The sequence below is a fragment of the Bradyrhizobium sp. 22 genome (genome assembly GCF_000482425.1).
Classification (GTDB): Bacteria; Pseudomonadota; Alphaproteobacteria; order Rhizobiales; family Xanthobacteraceae; genus Bradyrhizobium; species Bradyrhizobium japonicum_B.
Genome location: NZ_KI519400.1, coordinates 982,755 through 1,004,216, shown reverse-complemented (window position 1 = coordinate 1,004,216; position 21,462 = coordinate 982,755). Strand labels below are relative to the sequence as shown.

The following is a 21,462-nucleotide window of genomic DNA, read 5'->3' as shown; positions in this document are numbered from 1 at the left end:
GATCGATTGGCGCAATTTCACGCCGCGACGGCCGTGCGGGTCGATCGCTGCTGGCGCGGGTCGGCTTCGCCCGGTTGATCTAGCGCAATGCGATCTGGACCGCCGGGACCTATGGTCCGCAGCGGTGACAACGGCGTCGACCGAGATGTGTCCGATGGGGCGCATTCTCTTGGACAATTCCTGAACACGGCTCTGCCCGTGGGGATTCGGATATGCCGAGACCAATGTCACGACGCTCACTATTCTCTGCCGTTCTGCCTTTCGCATCCGGCCGCGACGCGCATGCGCCGCGCCTGGACGAGACGCGTCCCGAACAGGTGGCGACCGTCTCCAGCGCGAGCGCCTGCGTCGAACGCCATGGCGTGGTCTGTCGCCGTTGCGTCGAGGCCTGTGAGCATTCCGCCATCCGCATTCTCGGGCGCGAGAAGCTGGGCGCCGTGATCGATGCGGCGGCCTGCACCGGCTGCGGCGATTGCATTCCGGTCTGCCCGGTCGAAGCCATCGCACTCGCGCCGCGGGACCGCATCGCGCTCGTATCCGAACTCGCAAACCTGGTCGTGCACAATGGCTGAAGCCACCAACATCTGCGGCGTTGCCGTCTATCTCGCACCGGATGCGGAGCGGGATCTGACCGACCGGATCCTGGCGCTGCCCGGCGTCGAGCTGGAGGCCGCGTCCGGCAGCAACAGGCTCGCGCTGACCGTCATCGATACGCCGGCCTCGCTGGCGATCGACCAGATCGCCGCCATGCATCGCCTGCCCGGCGTGGTCAGCGCCTCGCTGATCTTTCACGCATTCGACACGCACGACGACGAGAGCGCTGTCGATACCGGGGAAGCCGCGTGCTGCGGCGGCGCCTGCCAGAATTCCGGCGCGCATATGCGCGCTTCCGCAATTTGAGATTCGTTGAGCCGGAGAGACCGACGATGGGTACGAAACTGACGAACGGGAACGAAGCTACGGCGACGCGCCGCGATGCGCTGAAGGCGGCGGCAGCGGTTGCTGCGGCCTCGACCATCGGCGTGACGCTGCCGGAGGCGGCGAGCGCGCAGCCTGGCAAGACCGACGGCATCCGCTGGGACAAGGGCGTGTGCCGCTTCTGCGGCACCGGCTGCGGCGTGATCGTCGGCACCAAGAACGGCAAGGTCGTGGCGACGCAGGGCGATCCCGATGCACCGGTCAATCGCGGTCTCAACTGCATCAAGGGCTACTTCCTGTCCAAGATCATGTACGGCGAGGACCGGCTGACCCAGCCGATGCTGCGCATGAAGAACGGCAAGTTCGACAAGAACGGCGAGTTCGCGCCGATCTCCTGGGACGATGCCTTCAAGCTCATGGCCGAGAAATGGAAGGCGGCGCTGAAGGCGGGCGGTCCGTCGACCGTCGGCATGTTCGGCTCGGGCCAGTGGACCATCTGGGAAGGCTACGCCGCCGCCAAGCTGTACAAGGCCGGCTTCCGCAGCAACAACCTCGATCCGAATGCCCGTCACTGCATGGCATCGGCGGTCGCGGGCTTCATGCGCACCTTCGGCATCGACGAGCCGATGGGCTGCTACGACGACATCGAGCAGACCGACGCGTTCGTGCTCTGGGGCTCGAACATGGCGGAGATGCACCCGATCTTGTGGTCGCGCATCACCGATCGCCGGCTGACGCATGAGGGCTGCGAGGTGCACGTGCTCTCGACCTTCGAGCACCGCTCGTTCGAGCTCGCCGACAATCCGCTGGTGTTCACGCCGCAGAGCGACATGGCGATCCTCAACTACATCCAGAACTACATCGTCAATTCCGGGGCGATGAATAAGGATTTCGTCGAGAAGCACGTCGAGTTCGCATCGACCGTCACCGACATCGGCTACGGCCTACGCCCGACCCACGCGCTCGAGGTCAAGGCGGTCAACGCCTCGCACAAGGCCGGCAAGGACGGCGCGCTCGATCCGGCCGGCTTCAAGGACAAGATCGGCTTCGAGGAATACAAGAAGCTGCTCGAGCCCTACACGCTCGAATACGCCCACAAGGCATCCGGCGTGCCGAAGGAGAATCTCGAGCGGCTCGCCAAGCTCTACGCCGACCCCAAGAAGAAGATCATCTCCTACTGGACGATGGGCTTCAACCAGCACGCCCGCGGCACGTGGGTCAACAACATGATCTACAACGTGCACCTCTTGACGGGCAAGATCTCCGAGCCGGGCAACGGTCCGTTCTCGCTGACCGGCCAGCCCTCGGCCTGCGGCACCGCCCGCGAGGTCGGCACATTCTCGCACCGCCTGCCGGCCGACATGGTCGTCACCAATCCGAAGCATCGCGAAGCGACCGAGAAGCTGTGGCAGGTGCCGGAAGGCACCATCCCCGCCAACATCGGCTACCACGCCGTGCTGCAGAACCGGATGCTGAAGGACGGCAAGCTGAATGCCTATTGGGTCCAGTGCAACAACAACATGCAGACGGCCCCGAACATGAACGAGGAGGGCTATCCCGGTTATCGCAATCCGGCCGCCTTCGTCGTCGTCTCCGATCCCTATCCGACCGTGACCACCTTGGCCGCGGACCTCATCCTGCCGACGGCGATGTGGATGGAGAAGGAAGGTGCCTATGGCAATGCCGAGCGGCGTACGCAGTTCTGGCGTCAGCAGGTGAAGGCGCCGGGCGAGGCGCGTTCTGATCTCTGGCAGATGATGGAGTTCTCGAAATACTTCAAGATCGAGGAGGTCTGGCCGGAAGACCTGATTGCCAAGAAGCCGGAGGTTCGCGGCAAGACCCTGTTCGACGTGCTCTACGGCAACGGCGAGGTCAACAAGTTCCCGATCACCGAATGCCAGAAGGGCTTTGACAATTCCGAGAGCGCGGCATTCGGCTTCTACGTGCAGAAGGGCCTGTTCGAGGAGTATGCGAAGTTCGGTCGCGGCCATGGCCACGATCTGGCGGACTTCGAGCAGTATCACCAGGCGCGCGGCCTGCGCTGGCCGGTCGTCAACAACAAGGAGACGCTCTGGCGCTTCCGCGAGGGCTACGATCCCTACGTCAAGCCGGGCGAGGGCGTGTCGTTCTACGGCAAGCCGGACAAGAAGGCCCGCATCATCTTCTGTCCGTTCGAGCCGGCGGCCGAAACGCCGGACAAGGAGTTCGATCTGTGGCTGTGCACCGGCCGTGTGCTGGAGCACTGGCATTCCGGCTCGATGACGCGCCGCGTGCCCGAGCTGCACCGCGCCGTGCCGGCCGCGACGCTGTTCATGCATCCGGATGATGCCGCCGAGCGCAAGCTGCTGCGCGGACAGCCGGTCAAGATCCAGACGCGCCGCGGCGAGGTGGTGACACGGGTCGAGACCAAGGGCCGCAACAAGCCGCCGCGCGGCCTCGTCTACTTCCCGTTCTTCGACGAAAGCCAGCTCGCCAACCAGCTCACGCTGGATGCGACATGCCCGATCTCGAAGGAGACCGACTTCAAGAAGTGCGCCTGCCGCGTGACGTCGGCCTAACCCCTCGATGGACGAGCCATGTCGGACTCCAGCTCAGGCATCCCGCGCGATCCGCGCCGCCGCAAGGCGCTGCAGGATATGACGCGTTTCGGCGGCGGCGCAGCCGTCGCCGCAACGATGCTGACGGCGTTCGGGGTGTCCTCGCGGGCCAAGCCCGCACAGGCGCTGCGGCCTCCGGGCGCGTTGCCCGAGAAGGATTTCCTGGCCGCCTGCGTCCGTTGCGGTCTATGCGTCCGCGACTGCCCCTACGACACTCTGAAGCTTGCGGACTGGGCCGACGGCCCCGCCGTGGGCACGCCGTTCTTCCAGGCCCGCAATATTCCCTGCGAAATGTGCGACACCATTCCCTGCGTCAAGGCCTGCCCGACCGGCGCCCTGCAGCATGCGCTGACGGACATCGCCAAAGCCAAGATGGGCGTCGCGGTGATCACCAGCCGCGAGACCTGCCTCAATCTGCAGGGGTTGCGCTGCGACGTCTGCTATCGGGTCTGTCCGGCCATCGACAAGGCGATCACGCTCGAAGTCTCGCACAATGCGCGCACCACCAAGCACGCGATCTTCGAGCCCGTCGTCCACGCCGAGCACTGCACCGGCTGCGGCAAGTGCGAGAAGTCCTGCGTGCTGACGGAGTCCGCGATCAAGGTGCTGCCGATCGAGGTCGCCGCGCTGAAGCAGGACGAGCATTACAAGCGCGGCTGGGAAGAGAAGACCAGGGCCGGCGGAGCCCTGGTCGATGCGCCTCTCAAGCTGCCGGTGCGCAGACCCGAGGGAGGCACGCCATGACCGCGAACGCCAGGCCCTATGTCGAAGCGCGGGCGCAGAAGGGGCTTTGGGCTGCCTCGCGGTTTCTGGTGCTGCGCCGGACCAGCCAGCTGCTCTTCCTCGCGCTGTTCCTGTCGGGACCGCTTCTGGGCGTCTGGATCGCCAAGGGCACGCTGGCTTCGTCCATGACGCTCGCCGTGCTGCCGCTGACCGATCCGTTCGTCCTGCTGCAGTCGCTCGCGGCGCGGCATTGGCCCGAAGGTCTGTCGCTGATCGGCGCGGTCATCGTGCTCGCCGCCTATCTCCTGTTCGGCGGCCGGACCTATTGCTCGTGGGTCTGCCCGATCAATCCGGCGACCGATCTCGCCGCCTGGCTCCGGCGGCGGCTCAACATCACCTTCACCGCCAAGATCCGCCCGGAGCTCAGGCGCTATTTCGTCGGCGCGGTGCTCGCGGCATCAGTGCTGTCGGGCTCGATCGCCTGGGAGCTGATCAACCCGGTGACTGCGCTGCATCGCGCGCTGGTGTTCGGCCTCTGGTTCGGTGCCGGCGGCACCGCGGCGATCTTCGTGTTCGACCTCCTGGTTGCGAGGCACGGCTGGTGCGGTCATCTCTGTCCGGTCGGCGCGTTCTACGGCCAGATCGGCAGGGTCGCGCTGCTGCGCGTCACCGCCGACAACCGGGCCGCCTGCAACGACTGCATGGACTGCTTCGCAGTCTGTCCGGAGCCGCACGTCATCAGCCCCGCGCTCAGGGGCGAGCGGAGCGGCGCCACGCCTGTCATCACCGCGGGCGATTGCACGGTCTGCGGCGCCTGCATCGACGTCTGCTCCAAGCAGGTCTTCCATCTCGGTTTGCGCGGCCGCAATGCGGTGCGTCCTGACCCCCTCCATGACCGCGCCATCGCCAATGGCACGCGTCGTCTCTTCCCAGCCGGCCGTCCTTGAAAGGGACCTCCCATGACGTTTGTTCGACTGATTCCGTTGATCGCGGCGGCAGCCGTGGCCGTCGCGCTTGTCATTCCGTTCGCGGCGTCGGGGCCGCTCGCGCAGGAGGCCAAGCAGCACAAGGCGCTGCGCGAGGCGCCGTTGACCGAGATGTCGCCGCCGCCCGAGGTGACCAAGCAGTCGGTGCCGGCGAGCGGCTTCGAGCGCGCCTATCGCCAGCAGCCGCCGCTGATCCCTCACAAGGTCGATGGCTACCAGATCACAACGGAGAACAACGCCTGCATGGGTTGCCACGACTGGCCCGGCAACACGCGCGTGAACGCGCCGAAGATCTCCGAGACGCATTACGTCGACCGTCAGGGCGTGCGGCTCGATAAGGTCGCCGGCACGCGCTATTTCTGCCAGCAATGCCACGTGCCGCAGGCCGATGCGAAGCCGCTGGTCGGCAACATCTTCAAGAACGCGACACAGGCGAAGTGAGGGGGACATGCAGGACACCAGCACTTCTGCCGCCATGGCAGCCGAGCGGCCGGGTCGCCTGAAGCGGCTATGGCGATGGTTCTTCTCGCCGACCGCGCGCTATGCCTGGGGACTGATCGTCGTCGTCGGATTCGGCGCCGGCGTCCTGTTCTGGGGCGGCTTCAACTGGGCGATGGAGATGACGAACACCGAACAGTTCTGCATCTCCTGCCACGAGATGAAGGAGAACGTTTATCTCGAATATCGCAACACCGTGCACTATTCCAACCGCACCGGCGTCCGTGCCAGCTGCCCGGATTGCCACGTGCCGAAGGAATGGGGACACAAGGTGGTCCGCAAGATCCAGGCCTCGAACGAGGTGTTGCACAAGATCCTTGGCACCATCGACACGCCCGAGAAGTTCAACGCGCACCGTATCGACCTCGCCAAGAACGTCTGGCGCGCCATGAAGACCACCGACTCGCGCGAGTGCCGCAACTGCCACAAGTTCGATCACATGGAATATGCGGTGCAGGAGCCGCGCGCCTCCAAGCTGCACCAGACCGCGTTCGCGCAAGGCAAGACCTGCATCGATTGCCATCAGGGCATCGCGCATAAGCTGCCGCCCAAGGCGCAGGAAGGATATCGCGACATGCTCGACCATATCGACGAGGTCAGCCCCATGCAGCGGATGATCGACTTCCTGCAGGATGCCGACGTCGCCAAGGCGAAGGCGGCGAGGTGATGGACATGCTTCAGCAATCCCGCGACACCGCGGACAGCGCGGGAAGGCCTTCCGCCGCCCTCAGCGTAGCCCTGGTCTATGACTCGGGTCCCGCCGTGAATCGTTGGTTCACGGGTCTCGTCGCCGAGCTTCGCCGCTCTGGCAAGAGCCTGGCCGGCCTGATCCAGGAGGACGTGCCCAAGCCAGGTCGCACACGCTGCGACATGGTTCTGCACGAGCTCGCCACCGGCCGGTCGATCTCGATCTCGGAGGATCTCGGGGCGGGCGCGACCTCCTGCCGTCTCTCCACGCCGCGCCTGCTCGAAGCGGCGCAATTGGTCGAAGCCCAACTCGCCGACGCCGAGATCGTCTTTCTCAACAAGTTCGGCAAGGCTGAGGCGGAAGGCGGCGGCCTGCGCGATCTGATTGCCCATTGCATCGAGTCCGGCAAGAGCCTCGTGATCGGCGTTCCCCGCAGCAACCTCGAGGCCTGGACTGATTTCTGCGGCGAATACTTCAGGACGGTCGCGGCAACGCCGGAGCCGCACCAGGATGCGATCGCGGCGCTTGCGGCCCTGCTTGGCCAGCCCAGCGTCGGCACCGGGCATCTGCACTTGATCTGAAGCCGCGCTCCGGCGCGCGATCCCTGTTCTTCCACGCCGTGGAATTGACGGCGTGGTGGACAGGATCGCCTCGCTCAATACAATGCCCGCAACAACAAGACAGTAGCGGGAGAGCGACGCCATGAAGTTCGGCATCTTCTACGAGCTGCAATTGCCGCGGCCCTGGGTGGCCGGTGACGAGCTCGCCCTCTATCAGAACGCGCTGACGCAGATGGAGCTCGCCGACGGGCTCGGCTACGACCATGCCTGGGTGGTCGAGCATCATTTCCTCGAGGAATATTCGCACTCGCCCTCGCCGGAATCCTTTCTCGCCGCGGCGAGCCAGCGCACCAGGAACATCCGGCTCGGCCACGGCATCCTCCAGCTCACCACCAACCATCCGGCGCGCATCGCCGAGCGCGTTGCCGTGCTCGATCTGCTCTCGAACGGCCGCTGCGAGTTCGGCATGGGCGAAAGCGCGTCCATCACCGAGCTGACGCCGTTCGGCCGCGACATGGAGACCAAGAAGGAGGTGTTCGAGGAGGCCGTTGCCGCGATCTTCCCGATGTTCAAGGACGCCGGCAGCGAGCACCACGGCAAGTATTTCGACATCCCCTTGCGCAACGTCGTGCCCAAGCCGGTGCAGAAGCCGCACCCGCCGCTGTGGATGGCCTGCTCGCAGCTGCCGACCATCGAGCGCGCCGGCCGCCACGGCTTTGGCGCGCTCGGCTTCCAGTTCGTCAGCGCCGACGCTGCCCACGCCTGGGTGCACGCCTATTACAACGCCATGACCAAGCGACTGCACAAGCTCGCCGACTACGAGATCAACCCGAACATGGCGCTGGTCTCGTTCTTCATGTGCGCCAAGACCGACGAGGAGGCGCGGGCGCGCGCCGACGGCGCCACCTTCTTCCAGTTCGCGCTGCGGTTCTACGGCGCCTCGCAGAACCGCCAGCGGCCCGCGCCCTACACCGTCAACATGTGGGACGAGTACAACAAGTGGAAGCGCGACAATCCCGAGGCGCAGGAGGCGGCGTTGCGCGGCGGCCTGATCGGCTCGCCGGAGACGATCCGCAGGAAACTGAGGCGCTTCCAGTCCTCGCACATCGACCAGGTCATTCTGCTCAACCAGGCCGGCAAGAACAGCCATGAGCACATCTGCGAATCGCTCGAGTTGTTCGGCCGCGAGGTGATGCCGGAGTTCCAGAACGATCCGGCGCAGGCCGAATGGAAACGGGGCGTGATGAGCGGCGAGATCGAGCTGGAAGAGATCGACACGCAAGCCTTCACCGACCGCTACGGCAAGCTTGCCATCAACGTGGCCCCGGTGAAGGCGGTGGGGTAGGGAGCTCCGCATCTGGCATGGGCCCCGGCTCGGCAGCGCATCACTGGGGTGCTGCGCCGCGTCCGGGGCACGAGACTGCCGATCGACGCACCCGCTCTCATGTCCCGGACCAGCAGCAACGCGCAAAGCGTTGCTGCGCCGAGCCGGGACCCAGAAGCGCCGCCGCCTTTCGGCGCATGATCGTTGCTGCTATCCTTCCGCCAAACAGCGGCTGACGGAGGAAGCGATGCGGCCCAACGGGATGCCCGTGAATCAAGCGACTGGCGATGTCACGCCTGCGGTGCTCGCCATCGGTCGCCCGGATTTCCCGGACATCCTGATCGACACGCTACGCCGCCACGCCGGTGTCGGCCATTGCATGGTGTTCGCGCTGAAACGCGCCGGCGCCGCGACCTGCCTGCTCGGTGCCGGCAACATCCCGATCGGCGGCGATCTCGGCGCGGCCTATGCCGGCCAGTTCCACGTATCCGACCCCAATCGCGATGCGCTGTTCGACGGCGAGGGCGGCGGGCCGATCATGTTGCCCGCGTTCGCGCCGCGCATGTACGGTACGCGCTACCGAAAGATCTTCTTCCACGATTCCGGCATCGTCGACAAATGCGCCAGCGCGATCTGGGCCGGCGACACTTGCTTCTACGTCAATTTCTATCGCATCGCCGCTCAGGGCCGCTTCAACGCTGCGCAGCGCGAACGGCTTGAGGCGATCGCACCGGCGATCAGCGCGAGCGTCGCCCGCCATTTTCAGGAGAAGGCGACGCCCGAGCGGTCTCTCGCCGAACTGTTTGCGACCCGCGCGCCGCTCGCCGGTCTCACGCCGCGCGAACAGGAGGTCTGCCGGCGCATCCTTGCGGGCTTCAGCTCGGAAGCGATCTCGCAGGCGCTCGGCATCAGCCTGCATTCGACGCTGACTTATCGCAAGCGCGCCTATCAGCGGCTCGGCATCTCCTCGCAGAGCGAGCTGTTTGCGATCGTGCTGCAGTTGCTCACGCGCAGCCTGAACTGAGGCTGCCGTCGAGAATGGGCCGGCCCTCGCGATCATGTCGTGCAGGCCCTCGCCGCGGCGAAGATCCGGCTTGGACTCGGGTCGCCGCTTCGGCGTCATCGGCAGCCAGAACGGCCCACTCCAGCTGCCTGATGCGGGCGCCCTTCGTGAACGGCTGCGTCCATTTCGTAGGCGAGCGCTTGCCCCATCAAACAACGTTAGGTACAACCGATCGTGCAATCCGTTGTCAGGTTGTTCCGATCCAGATGCGACGATAGTTGCATATGAGGTCGCGCCGGATTGCCGACGTAATCTGTGGTAGTGCTCCGTGGCGGCGGCGTGCGGATTGTACGTCTCGGCAATTCGAACCTGGTATTTCCTTTGTTTAAGCGCGTCTTTGTACCCATTGGCGAATTTGAAACGGGGCCGCCCCACAGGTCGGACCTGGCTTCTCCTGGGTCATCGGCTTTGAGCTGCGGAGTCCTGATCCGCATCCTGGCTGACTTTCGCGGCGTTGCTCTGCGGCCAATGTGGACCTTGCCGATGATGCCCCGCGCAGCGCGGTCGCCAGTCTTCGCGCTTGGCAGCGACGTGCGTATTCGACCGGGTATGAAGTCGAGATCATGACGATTGCTGTTGTCGAAGCGCGTGATGAGGCTGCGGACGCGACGGGTGGCAATGGTTCCTCGTTTCCGGCGTCACTCCTCGCATTCGTCCTGGTCTCGAAGTTCCTTGGCGTGCCGGCCGATGCCGGTCAGATCACCCACGAGTACGGCTCTCCCGGTGCCGGATACCGCCTGGAGGATATGGCCCGGATCGCCAAGCGGCTGAAAATCGTCGCCAAGGTCAAGCCCGTCGCGCTGGCCGAACTTCACAAGGTGCCTCTGCCCGCGCTCGCTGAATTGAAAGACGGCGAGGCAATCATCCTGCTCAAGGTCGACGAGCGGCCGGACGGAACGCGCTTTCTGATCCAGCGCGGCGATGGCGAGCGGCCCGAAGTGTGGTCGGTGGACGATTTCGACGGGCAATATGCCGGGCGCCTGCTGCTGATGACGACCCGCGAGCTGATGGCGGGGGCGGCGCGCCCCTTTGACGTCAGCTGGTTCATTCCCGCGCTCGTGAAATACCGCGGGCCGTTGCGCGACGTCCTGATTGGATCGTTTTTCCTGCAGCTGATGGGGCTGATCTCGCCGATTTTCTTCCAGCTCGTCATCGACAAGGTGCTGGTCCACCAGTCGCTGACGACGCTCGACGTGCTGGCGGTGGGGCTCTCGGCGGTGCTGATCTTCGAGACCGGTCTGTCGGCGCTGCGCAACTGGCTGTTCGCTCACACCACCAATCGGGTCGACAGCGAGCTTTCGGCCCAGCTATTCCGGCACCTGCTCAACCTGCCGCTGTCGTATTTCGAGGCGCGCCGTGTCGGCGACAGCGTTGCCCGCGTGCGCGAGCTCGACCGTATCCGAGAGTTCCTCACCTCGAATGCCGTCACGGTGGTGATCGATCTGTTCTTCACCATCGTCTTCTTCGGCGTCATGTACGCCTATAGTCCGCTATTGACCCTGATCGTCACGCTGTCGATCCCCCTCTATGTCGCGATCTCGGTGATCGTGACGCCGCCGCTGCGCGCCCGTCTCGACGAGAAGTTCCGTCGCGGCGCGGAGAACCAGTCCTTCCTGGTCGAAAGCGTCACGGGCATCGGCACGCTGAAGGCGATGGCGGTCGAACCGCAGATGCGGGCAAAATGGGAGAAGCAGTTCGCGGGCTACACCAGCACCGGATTTCAGGTGGCGACGCTCGCGAATTGGGGCAGCCATCTGATCCAGCTGGTGTCCAAGCTGACCACGGTTGCGATCCTGTTCTTCGGCGCGAAGGCGGTCATCGCCGGCGACCTCTCGGTCGGGTCGCTCGTCGCCTTCAACATGCTCTCCGGGCGCGTCGCCCAGCCGATCCTGCGCCTCTCCCAGCTCTGGCAGGATTTTCAGCAGGTGCGCATCTCGGTCGAACGGCTCGGCGACGTCTTGAACTCGCCGGCCGAGCCCGATCACAATCCCAACCGGGCGAGCCTTCCCCCGATCAAGGGTGCTGTGAACTTCGACCGGGTTCGTTTCCGCTATCGTCCCGATGCGCCGGAGGCCCTGCGCGGCATCTCGCTGGCGATCCAGCCGGGCGAGATGATCGGCATCGTCGGCCCCTCCGGCTCGGGCAAGTCGACCCTGACCAAGCTCGTGCAGCGTCTTTACGTTCCGGAGCAGGGCAGGGTGCTGGTCGACGGCGTCGATCTCGCGCTGGTCGATCCGGCATGGCTGCGCCGGCAGATCGGCGTCGTGCTGCAGGAGAACATCCTGTTCAACCGCTCGGTGCGCGAGAACATCGCGCTCGCCGACACCACGATGCCGATGGAGCGCGTCATCGCCGCCGCTCAGCTTGCCGGCGCCCACGAGTTCATCCTCGCGCTTTCGCACGGCTATGACACGGTGATCGACGAGCGGGGCGGCAACCTCTCGGGCGGCCAGCGCCAGCGGATCGCGATCGCAAGGGCGCTGATCGGCAATCCGCGCATCCTGATCCTCGACGAGGCGACCAGCGCGCTCGACGCCGAGAGCGAGGAGATCATCCAGCACAATCTCGCCGGCATCGCCCGCGGCCGCACCGTCATCATCATCGCGCACCGCCTTTCCGCCGTGCGCCAGTGCGACCGGATCGTCACGGTCGAAGCCGGCGAGATCACCGAAACCGGCGATCATCAGACGCTGCTGCGCTCGGGCGGCCGCTATGCCCAGCTCTACACCAAGCAGATGGGGCGCAGCACGTGACGGCATGGGTCGCCGAGCGCTTTCCGACGCTCGCCAGGCACTGGGCCGTGCTGCGGGCGAGCTGGAGCATGCAGAACGAGGCCAACCGCAACCGGCGGCCGCTCTCCGATCACGAGTTCCTGCCGGCCGCCCTCGAGATCATGGAGAAGCCGCCGAGCCCCGGCTTGCGCATGCTGCTGCTGATGACCTGCGCCTTCTTCACCGCCGCTTTGGTCTGGTCGGTCCTCGGCACGGTCGACGTCGTGGCGGTGGCGAGCGGGAAGATCATCCCGTCGAGCAAGGTCAAGACCATCCAGCCGATGGAGATCGGCTCGGTGCGCGCCATCCATGTCGCCAATGGCCAGCATGTCGAGGAAGGGCAGCTTCTGGTCGAGCTCGACCCGACGCTCGCGACCGCCGATGAGGCGCAGGCGCGCCAGAACCTGCAGGCTTCAAAGCTCATCCAGGCCCGCAACGCGGCTCTGCTCGCCTATCTCGAGGGACGGCCGACCGGCTTCGTCGCGCCGGACGACACGCCGGCAGCGACGGTCGCGGTGGAGGAGCAATATGTCCGCGCGAGCATCGCCGAATACGAGGCGCAGGTCGCAAGCCTGCAGCAGCAGATTGCGCAGCGCGCGGCCGAGCTGACCTCCGCCGAGGTCGAGATCAACAAGCTGCGCCTCACCCTCCCGCTCGTCGAGCAGTCGCTCGAGGCGCGCCGGCAGCTCACCGAGCAGGGCAATTTCGCGCGGCTGCGGCTGCTGGAATACGAGCAGCAGCGCATCGAGCACGTCCAGAACGTCGACGTGCAGCTCGCCAATGCGGCGCGGGCGCGTGCTGCGATGACGGCCCTGGAGGCCGAGATCCGCAAGCTGCGCGAGACCTTTGGCAAGACCGCCGTGACCGAGATGGTCCAGGCCCGCGACAAGGCACAGCTTGCGGCCGAAGATCTGCGCAAGACCACGCGGCGGCGCGAATTCCTGGCCTTGCGCGCGCCCGTCGCCGGAACGGTGCAGCAGCTCGCGGTCGCGACGATCGGTGGGGTGGTGCAGCCGGCTCAGCCCCTGATGACCATCGTCCCCGATGGAGCCGAGATCGAGGTCGAGGCCCAGGTCCTCAACAAGGACATCGGCTTCGTCCGCGAGGGCCAGCCGGTCCGGGTCAAGCTGGAGGCCTTTCCCTTCACCGATTACGGGCTGGTGCCGGGCATCGTCGAGAGCATCAGCCGCGATGCGATCGACCTGTCGCAATCGAACGGCCAGCCGCAGCGCGACGACAAGGGCCGGCCGGTCCAGCCCGGCCTCGTCTACGCCGCGCGCATCCGCCTGTTGCAAACCAGCATCCGCGTCCGCGACCGCCAGCAGACGCTCGGCCCCGGCCTCTCCGTGCAGGCCGAGATCAAGACCGGCGAGCGGCGGATCATCCAATATCTGCTGTCGCCGATCACGCAGTCGCTGGATGAGGCGGGGCGGGAACGGTGAGGGGGTTGGCGCCCCGGAGCGTCGAGAATCGCGTCGTCGAGCCGATGACGCGCGGCCGTATCGCCATCGCCAAGGCCGGCGGCAAGGACAAGGTCGAGGAGACCCCCGGCATCGCGATCTGGGCCAGCGTCTCCGACGAGGTCGACGCCAAGATTCCCGTGCGAAGCTTGGGAAGGTGACGCATGACGATCAGATTTGCGACGTTCGACTCATGTGGAAAGTGGCCTCGCCGTTCAATGGGTCCGAGACGAGCCTCCGATGGAGCGCTCGACGCACTTCAAGTTGATTGTCGGCGGACTCGAAGTCCCATTTGCCGCCTCCTACGACTACGGTGAGGACAAGATCAAGAAGGTAAATCCGGATATTGGCGCTCTTGAAATCGATCGCCTTTCCACCGCGCTGTGGGAGAAGAACTACCGAGCGGTCAACGTTGAGGCCAACTTCGATAGGCAGATATTCGTCGAGGTTTGGCGAGACTTGGTTTCGCAAGGTCACAGTAGCTATCGGATATCGACCTACTACACCGAAGTCCGGACGCCGAATGCCAGCGATAAGAATGAGTGGGAGTGCCAAGGATGATCGTTGATCCGCTCTTGGGGCCTCCTTCGAGGCGCGATCCCTGAAGGTGGAAAACTCGCAGTTCATGCATTTAACGAGAATTACGGTCACAGCGCACACAAGTCACGATCCGGCAGCCTTGTAGCCACCACCTAATGGGCGTGAGCGAAAAGTGACGCCGCAGCTTCGTCTGCAGGCTGTTGCGCGCTTCCTGTGAGCTTCGCTAGCCGCACCGAACCGCTCGCACCAATCTTCCGAAGCCGCCGAGTTCCCTTCTCCACAATCGTCAAATATCGCAACAGACGTGAGACACATCGCGAAACATTTTTTTGGGCGCATCGCGGTTTCGTCTTGAAGTTGTATGCGAGTTAACGTTCTATGAACGCCGAAGGAGGGGCAGTGGGGCTGCGTCCGATCACCTGCGACAGAACTATACATCCGCTACCGCGGTAGCCATCGGTGCAACCGGGGCGGGTATTGCGCAGATGACGGATTTCTTCTCGTCGGCAGGCGTGCGGCCCGGATGGGCTGCCGGCCGCCGCAGCAGGCTCACGTCCCCAGGGATCACGATAAGCCCCGTCGCGCGGGGTGAATGCGGGGAGCGAGAGCCATGGCAAAAAACGCGAACGAGACGGCAGCCGCCGGCAAGCCGGCATTGAACGGGATCAAGGGTGGCGCCGCGGCCGGGCCCGCGAATGAGAAAGAGCGCGCGCTCGATCCACAGGTGCTGGCGCAGATCGCCGCGTTCAAGATGCGGATCCAGGCCGGCGTCGGCGAGGTCGTCCTCGCCATGCTCAACCTGCCGCGCTACCGCAACCAGACCTTGGCCGACGTGATGCATCTCGTCGTCGAGCCGATGACGCGCGACCGCATCGCCATCGCCAAAGCCGGCGGCGAGGGCAAGGTCGAGGAGACCGCCGGCATCGCGATCTGGGCCAGCGTGTCCGACGAGGTCGACGCCAAGATTCGCGAGCAGATCCAGGCCCGCGTGTTCCCGATCCGCCTCAAGGCCGAGGAGTGGACCAGCGGCGAGACCACCTGGCTGCTCGACGTCATCGCCCCCTCGCAAAAAGTCGCCACTGCCGTGCTCGCTAACTTCAAGCAGGTGGTGAAGGACAAGCCGGTGCGGATTCATCCGATCGTGAGCCAGCTGGTTGATCCAGCCGTGCTGGAGAAGATGAAGGTGCGGCCGGTGGGGGAGGCGGGAGAGAAGACAACATGATTTGTGCACTGCGTAACGCGAATCAACGCAGTCCAGAAAGATTGGCGCTGAGGTCGCGAAACGAGGTCTGTGGTTTGATCGCGGGAGTTCGCGCGCGATGTTGATTTTGCGAGCGCGTCTGGTGAGATGGCTTTAGTGTGCAGCCACGACAAATCTGGGAAAGCTTCTCCGTTGAAAGCTCGCAGAACGAGCGCGGAAAGCAATGAGCGTGGACGTACCAAATGACTGAGAAATACAAAGCGTGGACGGACGCAAACGGTCAGTACTTCGATTGGCTCGAGGAGCTATGGGCCCTGGAGACGGAACAGAAGGCGAAAGGCGGAGACACGCAAGAGGCTCTCATGATGCCCGTGTCGGAGTTGCGGTTGCCTAAACTCAGCTTTCTCGTCGATTGCCTCGCAGCGATCAGAGCGAATCCTGATTTGATGGGCAGGATTTCTCAGATGGCTCACCGTTATCCGACGCCCGATTTATTGCCTGAAAACGAGTCGCACGAACTTGCACACCTGGTTCGGATGTTTCTGACTTGGTTCGGGCTCAAGAAAGAATCGGTTCAGGGCCGAACATCGTCGCCTTTAAATCCAACGGCTTCAGGGTTCCTCTTCGGAATTCTATACGATCAAGAACGTGGAAGCCTGCGCTGCTCAGACGCCGACGCAATCAGGCAAGAAATTCTTCCGGGATTTTTTGTCGACGACTTGCGACCTGATCAAAGGGACGAGTCCGATGGCTGATTATTTTATTCTCGACACGGGGGCTGCCGGGACGCTTGCCAGAATTGCTGGATTGGACTCGCTTCTCGCCGGCGGAACGAAATTCGTTATCATGCAGCAAACGTTGGATGAGCTGCAGGCGGCCGGTACACCGGCAGCGATCAAGAACGCATTCTTTCAATGGTGGAGCACCAATCAAAGCAACGCAATTGTCGTAAATCAACAACTCACGGCGGCTGATCTAGCGCTTTACAATCCAAACAATAAACCCGGTCAGCTAGGCGACGTTGCAATCAAGAAGTTTCTTGCTAGCCCGAGCAATTCGAGTAACTTTTTTACGATTGTCGCAAATGATGGTGATCTGATCGGCTTGCGCGGGGCCAACTATCGGGCAACTCAATCGGCGACGGGCTTCATAGCCGAAGCGATTCTCGACAAGCGCCTCTCGGAAGCGGAGGCGGTCCGGCTCTCCAACCTTTTAAAAGACCCCGCGAACTTGCAGGGTATATCTCCAGGCAAGGTCAAGGACGGTTTTAAGACAAACTGGCGATCCGTTGTCTTTGAGGAAGCCGAGATTCGCAAGTTCTACGCCGACGCCAAGATGGCGCCCGGGCTAATTTCGCCGGCATTGAAGAAGGGAATTACTGTTACCGCTCTGGCGGCTGGCGCGACGATACTGCAGAAGGCTGGCATTATCGGAAACATATTGAGTTTCGGTGTGACAGCTGCGCACGCTGCGGATTTGCGTTCGTCGGGCAATGCGGAAGACACCAAGAACGCCAACCGACTGTGGGCGGAATACCTGTTCGATAATGCTGGCGGCCTGGTAGGCGGCGCGTTGGGTGGTTTTGCCGCGATCGCACTGCTCAAAGGTCTGGGCGGTTTCTGGGGGCCGCTGATCGGCGCGGTGGCCGGCAGCCTTGGCGGGTCACTTGGCGGCAGCAAGCTCGGAGGTTATCTCTACGAGAGATATCCAGCAGTGTTCGATGATTTCATCAACAAGGTCTATGATGAAATCAGGGGTCTCACGACAACTACGAATGAGTACTACGATATTCTGGGCAACGCGTCCACGTTAGGAAGCGAGTTCATCTATAATCCTGATGCTTTCTTCACAAAGATTGCGACCAGTTTTGGGTTCTCCATCGATCTCGGTCAAGGTGGAGACGGCAATGACATGCTCGTCGCAACGAAATGGACAAAGACGTTCGGCGGAGCCGGCGATGACTACCTAATTGGTTGGAAGCCACAAACCGTCAAAGCGGGAGATATCTTCGACCCCGAAATGTACGCTCACGCCCAAGCTGATTGGGCTGCCTACGATGCGGCTGTTGCTCGGGGGGAGATGCCTCCCCCGCCAACGCTCGATCGCAATGCGGGCGTAGCAACGCAGGATCTGAGCATGATCCTCGATGGCGGTACCGGCAACGATTGGGTACTCGCCATTGGTGGTGAAAAGGCAACCACTGCAGGCGGTCTTGGTCGCGACTGGATCTACAACCGCTCGATGGGCGGAATCATCTGGGGTGATACCGTCGGCGGACTTTACGAAAAGCCCGTTCTCGATGCTCAGGGTAATCCCATCCTCAATCCGGACGGCACTCCCAAGACGACACCGACCAAGGTCGAGGACACCGCGGCCAACTCCGACAACATCTGGTACTCGGCCAACACCATCGTCAAGGATGCGCAGCATCACGACGTCCTCAAATTCTATGGTCTGACTCTCACCGGCGGCAATGCCGAAGGCGGCATCGCCGGTCTTGCGGCATTCGGCGGCGTCGGTGCTGTCGTCGGCTACACCAATTTCCTGGCCACGGCTGCTGCAAACGGCGGCAAATACGATCCGGCGAAGTCGATCTATTTCGATCATCTGCTGCCGTGGATGACCTATGCGTTCCGGCCCAATGCCCGCGGCGGGCTGGACATGTACGTCACCAACCAGTTCGACCAGTTGTTCACGGCTGTTTTCGGCGGCACCGCGAGCGACGCCTACAAGGCGCAGCAGGCGCTGGATGCACAAGGCATCCTGAAGGGCTGGATGAAGATCGAGAACTTCGATCTCGTCGGCAGCTACATCGGATTCCAGCAGGCAGAGCTCACCGGCCAGGGCACCTTCGGCATGGTGTTCAAGGCGCCCAATCCGATCGCCGATCTGATGACGCTGCTCGAGCCGCTGCTCGGCGTGTACGGCATTGCCATTGCCGCCCAATATGGCGGCAATACCCTGATCGATCAGGCCGTGACCCTCAGTGCCGCCGCGACGCGGTTTGCCAAGGGCATGAAATGGGCGGACGGGGCCGATCCGCTGGTGATCGATCTCGATGGCGACGGCATCGAGACGACCGATCTCGGCGTGAGTCCGGTCTATTTCGATATCGACCATGATCTGTTCGCCGAACGCACCGGCTGGCTGAAGGGCGACGACGGCTTCCTGGTCCGGGACGTCAACGGCAACAGCGGAATCGACGACATCTCGGAGATGTTCGGCGGCGTCGGGCAGTCCGGCTTCGCCCAGCTGTCGCAGCTCGATTCCAATGGCGACGGCAAGATCACGGCCGCGGACGTGCTGTGGTCCGAGCTGAAGGTCTGGCAGGACCTCGACGGCGACGGCATCACCGATGCGGGCGAGCTGAAGACGCTCGATCAGCTCGGCATCGTCAGCATCGATCTCGGCGCCACCGCGATCGACATCACCACGCCCGACGGCGCGCGGCTGACCGGCGTCGGCGACATCACCTTCCAGAGCGGTGCCGTCAGGCGCATGTACGACGCCATCCTGGCTTCGAACGACACCGACACCCGATATGCCGGCGAGGCCGGTCGGGCGGTCTGGCAGTCGGGCTCGACGCTCGACGTCAAGGGCTTTGGGCGGGTGACCAACCTGGCGGTCGCCGCCGCCAACGACATCGCGTTCGGCGAGCTCGTGACCGCCACGGCAGCCGCGATGACGACGCCAAAACTGCGCACACTGGTGGCGCAGGTCGGCGAGGTGCTCGGCGCCTGGGGCGAGGCGCTGGAACAGACGCGCGAGCTGACGCCGGTGCTGGTCGGCACCGACGCCAACGGCAAGGCCGTGCTGCTCGACCGCGGCGTCTATGTCGAGGATGCCCAGGGCGGCTACTGGACGCTCGCCTCCGGCGCGCCGGTGCTTGACGCGCAGGGCCAGCCGATCGCGCGCGCCACCATGCAGGACGTGCTGGCGCAGGCGGCAGCCTCCGGTGCGAGCTGGCGACTGGAGCAGACCTGGTCGCCGTCCGACCGCGACGCCGCGCCAACGGATCGCGATGCCGCGCCCTATCTGATGAGCGTCGTCAACGGGCGCGCCGTCGTCCTCGACTACGGCATCAAGCAGGCCGACGGCAGCTGGAAGCTCGCCTCCGATGCTGCCACCAGCTACGCCAGCAAGGACGCCATCCTCGCGCTCGCCCATCCCACCGGCACCGAATGGCGCACCGAGCAGCTCGGCTTCAACCCCTATGCCAACCTCCCGGTCGACAAGATCGGCGTTCGCTTCACCGACGGCATCGCGGTCGACTACACCGTCAAAGTGACCGACCAGGACGGCACTTTCTACGTCTGGGCGCGCAATCTCGACCGCGCCTTGCAGCTGGAATGGAAGACCGGCGATTCCCGCGAATTCAACCTGCGCAATTACGCGGTCGACTTCGACACGCTCGACGAGGTGAACTCGACCGACGATTCCACCTATCGCGTCGAGATGCTGACGCCGGCGCAATTCCATTTCGCGACCTCGCTCGGCGGTATCGATTTCCGCCCCGAGATGCTGACGGCGCAGCTCGACAATGCGACCGGGCACATCGCCTATGCCGTCGGCCCCGGCGGCAGCGCCAACCTGTCGACCGATCCGGCGCATTACGTCTCCGGCATCGCGACCATGATCGACATGCTGCAGCCGGTCATGACCGAGTACATCGCGACTTCGCGCCGTTATGCGGTCCGCATCGCGATGCAGGGCGGCCTCAAGGACTTCTTCCGCGGCCTCACCTACGATCTCGCCTCCGACAGCTACAAGCCGACGACCAACCGCGAGCTCGCCCCGATGTTCGAGGCGATCTTCGCCGGCGCGCCGGCCAGCAACACGGACGATGCCGTGTTCGACTACCTGGCGCAGTGGAACGGCATCCTGGCGCAGGTCTATCCTGATTACCACCCGTCCGGCGAGGGCAATCTCGGCGGCTCCACGCTCGCGGTCAACCAGGCCTTCATCATGCAGATGATGCTGCCGGCCTTCGAGACCGTCGGCGTCGACCTCGACATCCGCGGCGTCGCGCACGCGCTCGGCATCAGCGACGAGCGCATCATCACCCACGCGGCCGGCGACGTCATCGTCGACGGCACCGATGCGACCGACTATTTCTACATGACCGCGGGCAACCAGACCCTGCGCGGCGGCAAAGGCGCCGATTACTATTTCGTCGGGCGCAGTTCGGGCGACGACCTCATCGACGACAAGGACTTCGGCGACGGAGACGAGCTGCGCCTCACCGACGTGCTCTCGACCGACGTCAAGGCGATCCGAGACGGCGAAGATTTGATCCTGCAGATCCGTGGCCGCACCAACACCATTCGCCTGACCGACCAGTTCCTCGGCGAGAACAACGAGCTCCTCAGCAACGGCAAGCGGGTCGATTCCGGCGTCAGCGCCATCGTGTTCGCGGACGGCGTGGCCTGGGACCGTTTCCGCATGTCGATGGAGGTGCTCGACCGGGAGCGCGCCGCCGGACAGTTCAACGACAATCTGATGGGCTCGGGTTCGGCCGACATCCTCTGGGGGGGCAAGGGCAACGATTACATGAGCGGCGGCGCCGGCGGGGACATCTATGTCTTCCAGGCCGGCGACGGACAGGACGTCATCGACGACCTCGGCAATTTCTCGTTCGGGCCGGTCAAGGCCGGCATCGACGTCCTCAGCTTCAAGAACGGCATCAAGGTCGAAAATCTGAAGCTGATCCGCGACGGCGAAAGCCCAGATCTGCAGATCGTCTTCCTCGACGACGACGGCCAGCCGACCGGCGACACGCTCGTCATCAAGGGGCAGTTCGCCGGCATCAAGACCGGCCTCGGCCTGTTCTCCGACGCGCTCGGCTCGAGCGACGGGCTCGACTATGTCGCGCCGAATCTGATTGAACGTTTCGTCTTCGACGACGGCTCCAGCGTCGATTTCACGCAAATCGTGCAGAAGGTGCTGGAGAACGCCAAGACCGCGAACGACGACGCGATCTACGGCATGATCAATGCCAACACGCTCGACGGCGGCGCCGGCAACGACTTCCTGTCCGGCAAGGAGGGCGACGACACCTATATCTTCGGCCGCGGCTACGGCCGCGACGTGGTGCTCGACAATTCCATTCCCGGACTGTTCGATCCGCCGCAGC

The 21,462-nt window shown here is 64.0% G+C and carries 17 protein-coding genes (1 of these 17 cut by a window edge); all 17 read left to right on the top strand.

All coding sequences use genetic code 11. The features are described from left to right. Positions 1-224: 224 nt before the first annotated feature. Positions 225-572, top strand: coding sequence for a 4Fe-4S dicluster domain-containing protein (locus tag K410_RS37495; RefSeq protein ID WP_049820394.1), 348 nt, complete (start codon positions 225-227; stop codon positions 570-572). Then, a complete protein-coding gene (locus K410_RS37490; protein ID WP_049820393.1) occupies positions 565-900 on the top strand; it encodes a chaperone NapD in 336 nt (111 codons plus the stop codon). The genes K410_RS37495 and K410_RS37490 overlap by 8 nt, the downstream gene beginning before the upstream one ends. A 26-nt stretch (positions 901-926) precedes the next feature. After that, the gene (gene napA, locus K410_RS0130040; RefSeq protein ID WP_049820392.1) at positions 927-3,476 is read left to right on the top strand and encodes a nitrate reductase catalytic subunit NapA; all 2,550 of its coding nucleotides are present in this window, start codon (positions 927-929) and stop codon (positions 3,474-3,476) included. Between the two features lie 18 nt (positions 3,477-3,494). Beyond that, on the top strand, positions 3,495-4,259 hold the full coding sequence (napG, locus tag K410_RS0130035) for a ferredoxin-type protein NapG (RefSeq protein ID WP_049820391.1): 765 nt from the start codon (positions 3,495-3,497) through the stop codon (positions 4,257-4,259). Next, a complete protein-coding gene (napH, locus tag K410_RS37485; RefSeq protein ID WP_049820390.1) occupies positions 4,256-5,185 on the top strand; it encodes a quinol dehydrogenase ferredoxin subunit NapH in 930 nt (309 codons plus the stop codon). Before napG ends, napH begins: the two co-directional genes overlap by 4 nt. A gap of 12 nt (positions 5,186-5,197) precedes the next feature. Next, positions 5,198-5,665 (top strand): nitrate reductase cytochrome c-type subunit, encoded by a 468-nt coding sequence (locus tag K410_RS0130025; RefSeq protein ID WP_049820389.1) that lies wholly within the window; start codon positions 5,198-5,200, stop codon positions 5,663-5,665. Between the two features lie 7 nt (positions 5,666-5,672). Next, complete coding sequence (locus tag K410_RS37480; protein WP_063831455.1) at positions 5,673-6,389, top strand: NapC/NirT family cytochrome c; 717 nt, start codon at positions 5,673-5,675, stop codon at positions 6,387-6,389. Positions 6,390-6,394: 5 nt separating this feature from the next. Then, complete coding sequence (locus tag K410_RS37475; protein ID WP_196236082.1) at positions 6,395-6,991, top strand: DUF2478 domain-containing protein; 597 nt, start codon at positions 6,395-6,397, stop codon at positions 6,989-6,991. Positions 6,992-7,112: 121 nt separating this feature from the next. Next, positions 7,113-8,315 (top strand): LLM class flavin-dependent oxidoreductase, encoded by a 1,203-nt coding sequence (locus tag K410_RS0130010; RefSeq protein ID WP_028138300.1) that lies wholly within the window; start codon positions 7,113-7,115, stop codon positions 8,313-8,315. 226 nt (positions 8,316-8,541) lie between these two features. Beyond that, positions 8,542-9,318, top strand: a complete 777-nt coding sequence (locus tag K410_RS0130005; RefSeq protein WP_028138299.1) for a helix-turn-helix transcriptional regulator — start codon at positions 8,542-8,544, stop codon at positions 9,316-9,318. A 602-nt stretch (positions 9,319-9,920) separates the two neighbouring features. Continuing rightward, positions 9,921-12,110, top strand: a complete 2,190-nt coding sequence (locus K410_RS37470) for a type I secretion system permease/ATPase (RefSeq protein WP_080672276.1) — start codon at positions 9,921-9,923, stop codon at positions 12,108-12,110. Beyond that, positions 12,107-13,570: an HlyD family type I secretion periplasmic adaptor subunit gene (locus K410_RS0129995; protein WP_028138298.1), complete on the top strand. Its 1,464-nt coding sequence runs from the start codon at positions 12,107-12,109 to the stop codon at positions 13,568-13,570. The genes K410_RS37470 and K410_RS0129995 overlap by 4 nt, the downstream gene beginning before the upstream one ends. A gap of 5 nt (positions 13,571-13,575) precedes the next feature. Then, complete coding sequence (locus tag K410_RS40020) at positions 13,576-13,749, top strand: hypothetical protein (protein ID WP_196236081.1); 174 nt, start codon at positions 13,576-13,578, stop codon at positions 13,747-13,749. Between the two features lie 79 nt (positions 13,750-13,828). Further along, a complete protein-coding gene (locus K410_RS0129985; RefSeq protein WP_028138297.1) occupies positions 13,829-14,149 on the top strand; it encodes a hypothetical protein in 321 nt (106 codons plus the stop codon). A gap of 589 nt (positions 14,150-14,738) precedes the next feature. Then, the gene (locus K410_RS0129980; RefSeq protein ID WP_080672275.1) at positions 14,739-15,350 is read left to right on the top strand and encodes a toxin-activating lysine-acyltransferase; all 612 of its coding nucleotides are present in this window, start codon (positions 14,739-14,741) and stop codon (positions 15,348-15,350) included. Between the two features lie 221 nt (positions 15,351-15,571). Next, complete coding sequence (locus K410_RS0129975; protein WP_028138295.1) at positions 15,572-16,084, top strand: hypothetical protein; 513 nt, start codon at positions 15,572-15,574, stop codon at positions 16,082-16,084. A 1,381-nt stretch (positions 16,085-17,465) separates the two neighbouring features. Then, positions 17,466-21,462, top strand: part of the annotated coding region (locus K410_RS41105) for a tandem-95 repeat protein (protein ID WP_245269564.1) (this coding region is incomplete at its 3' end). 24,064 nt of the annotated region lie beyond the right edge of the window; 3,997 of its 28,061 annotated nt are in view.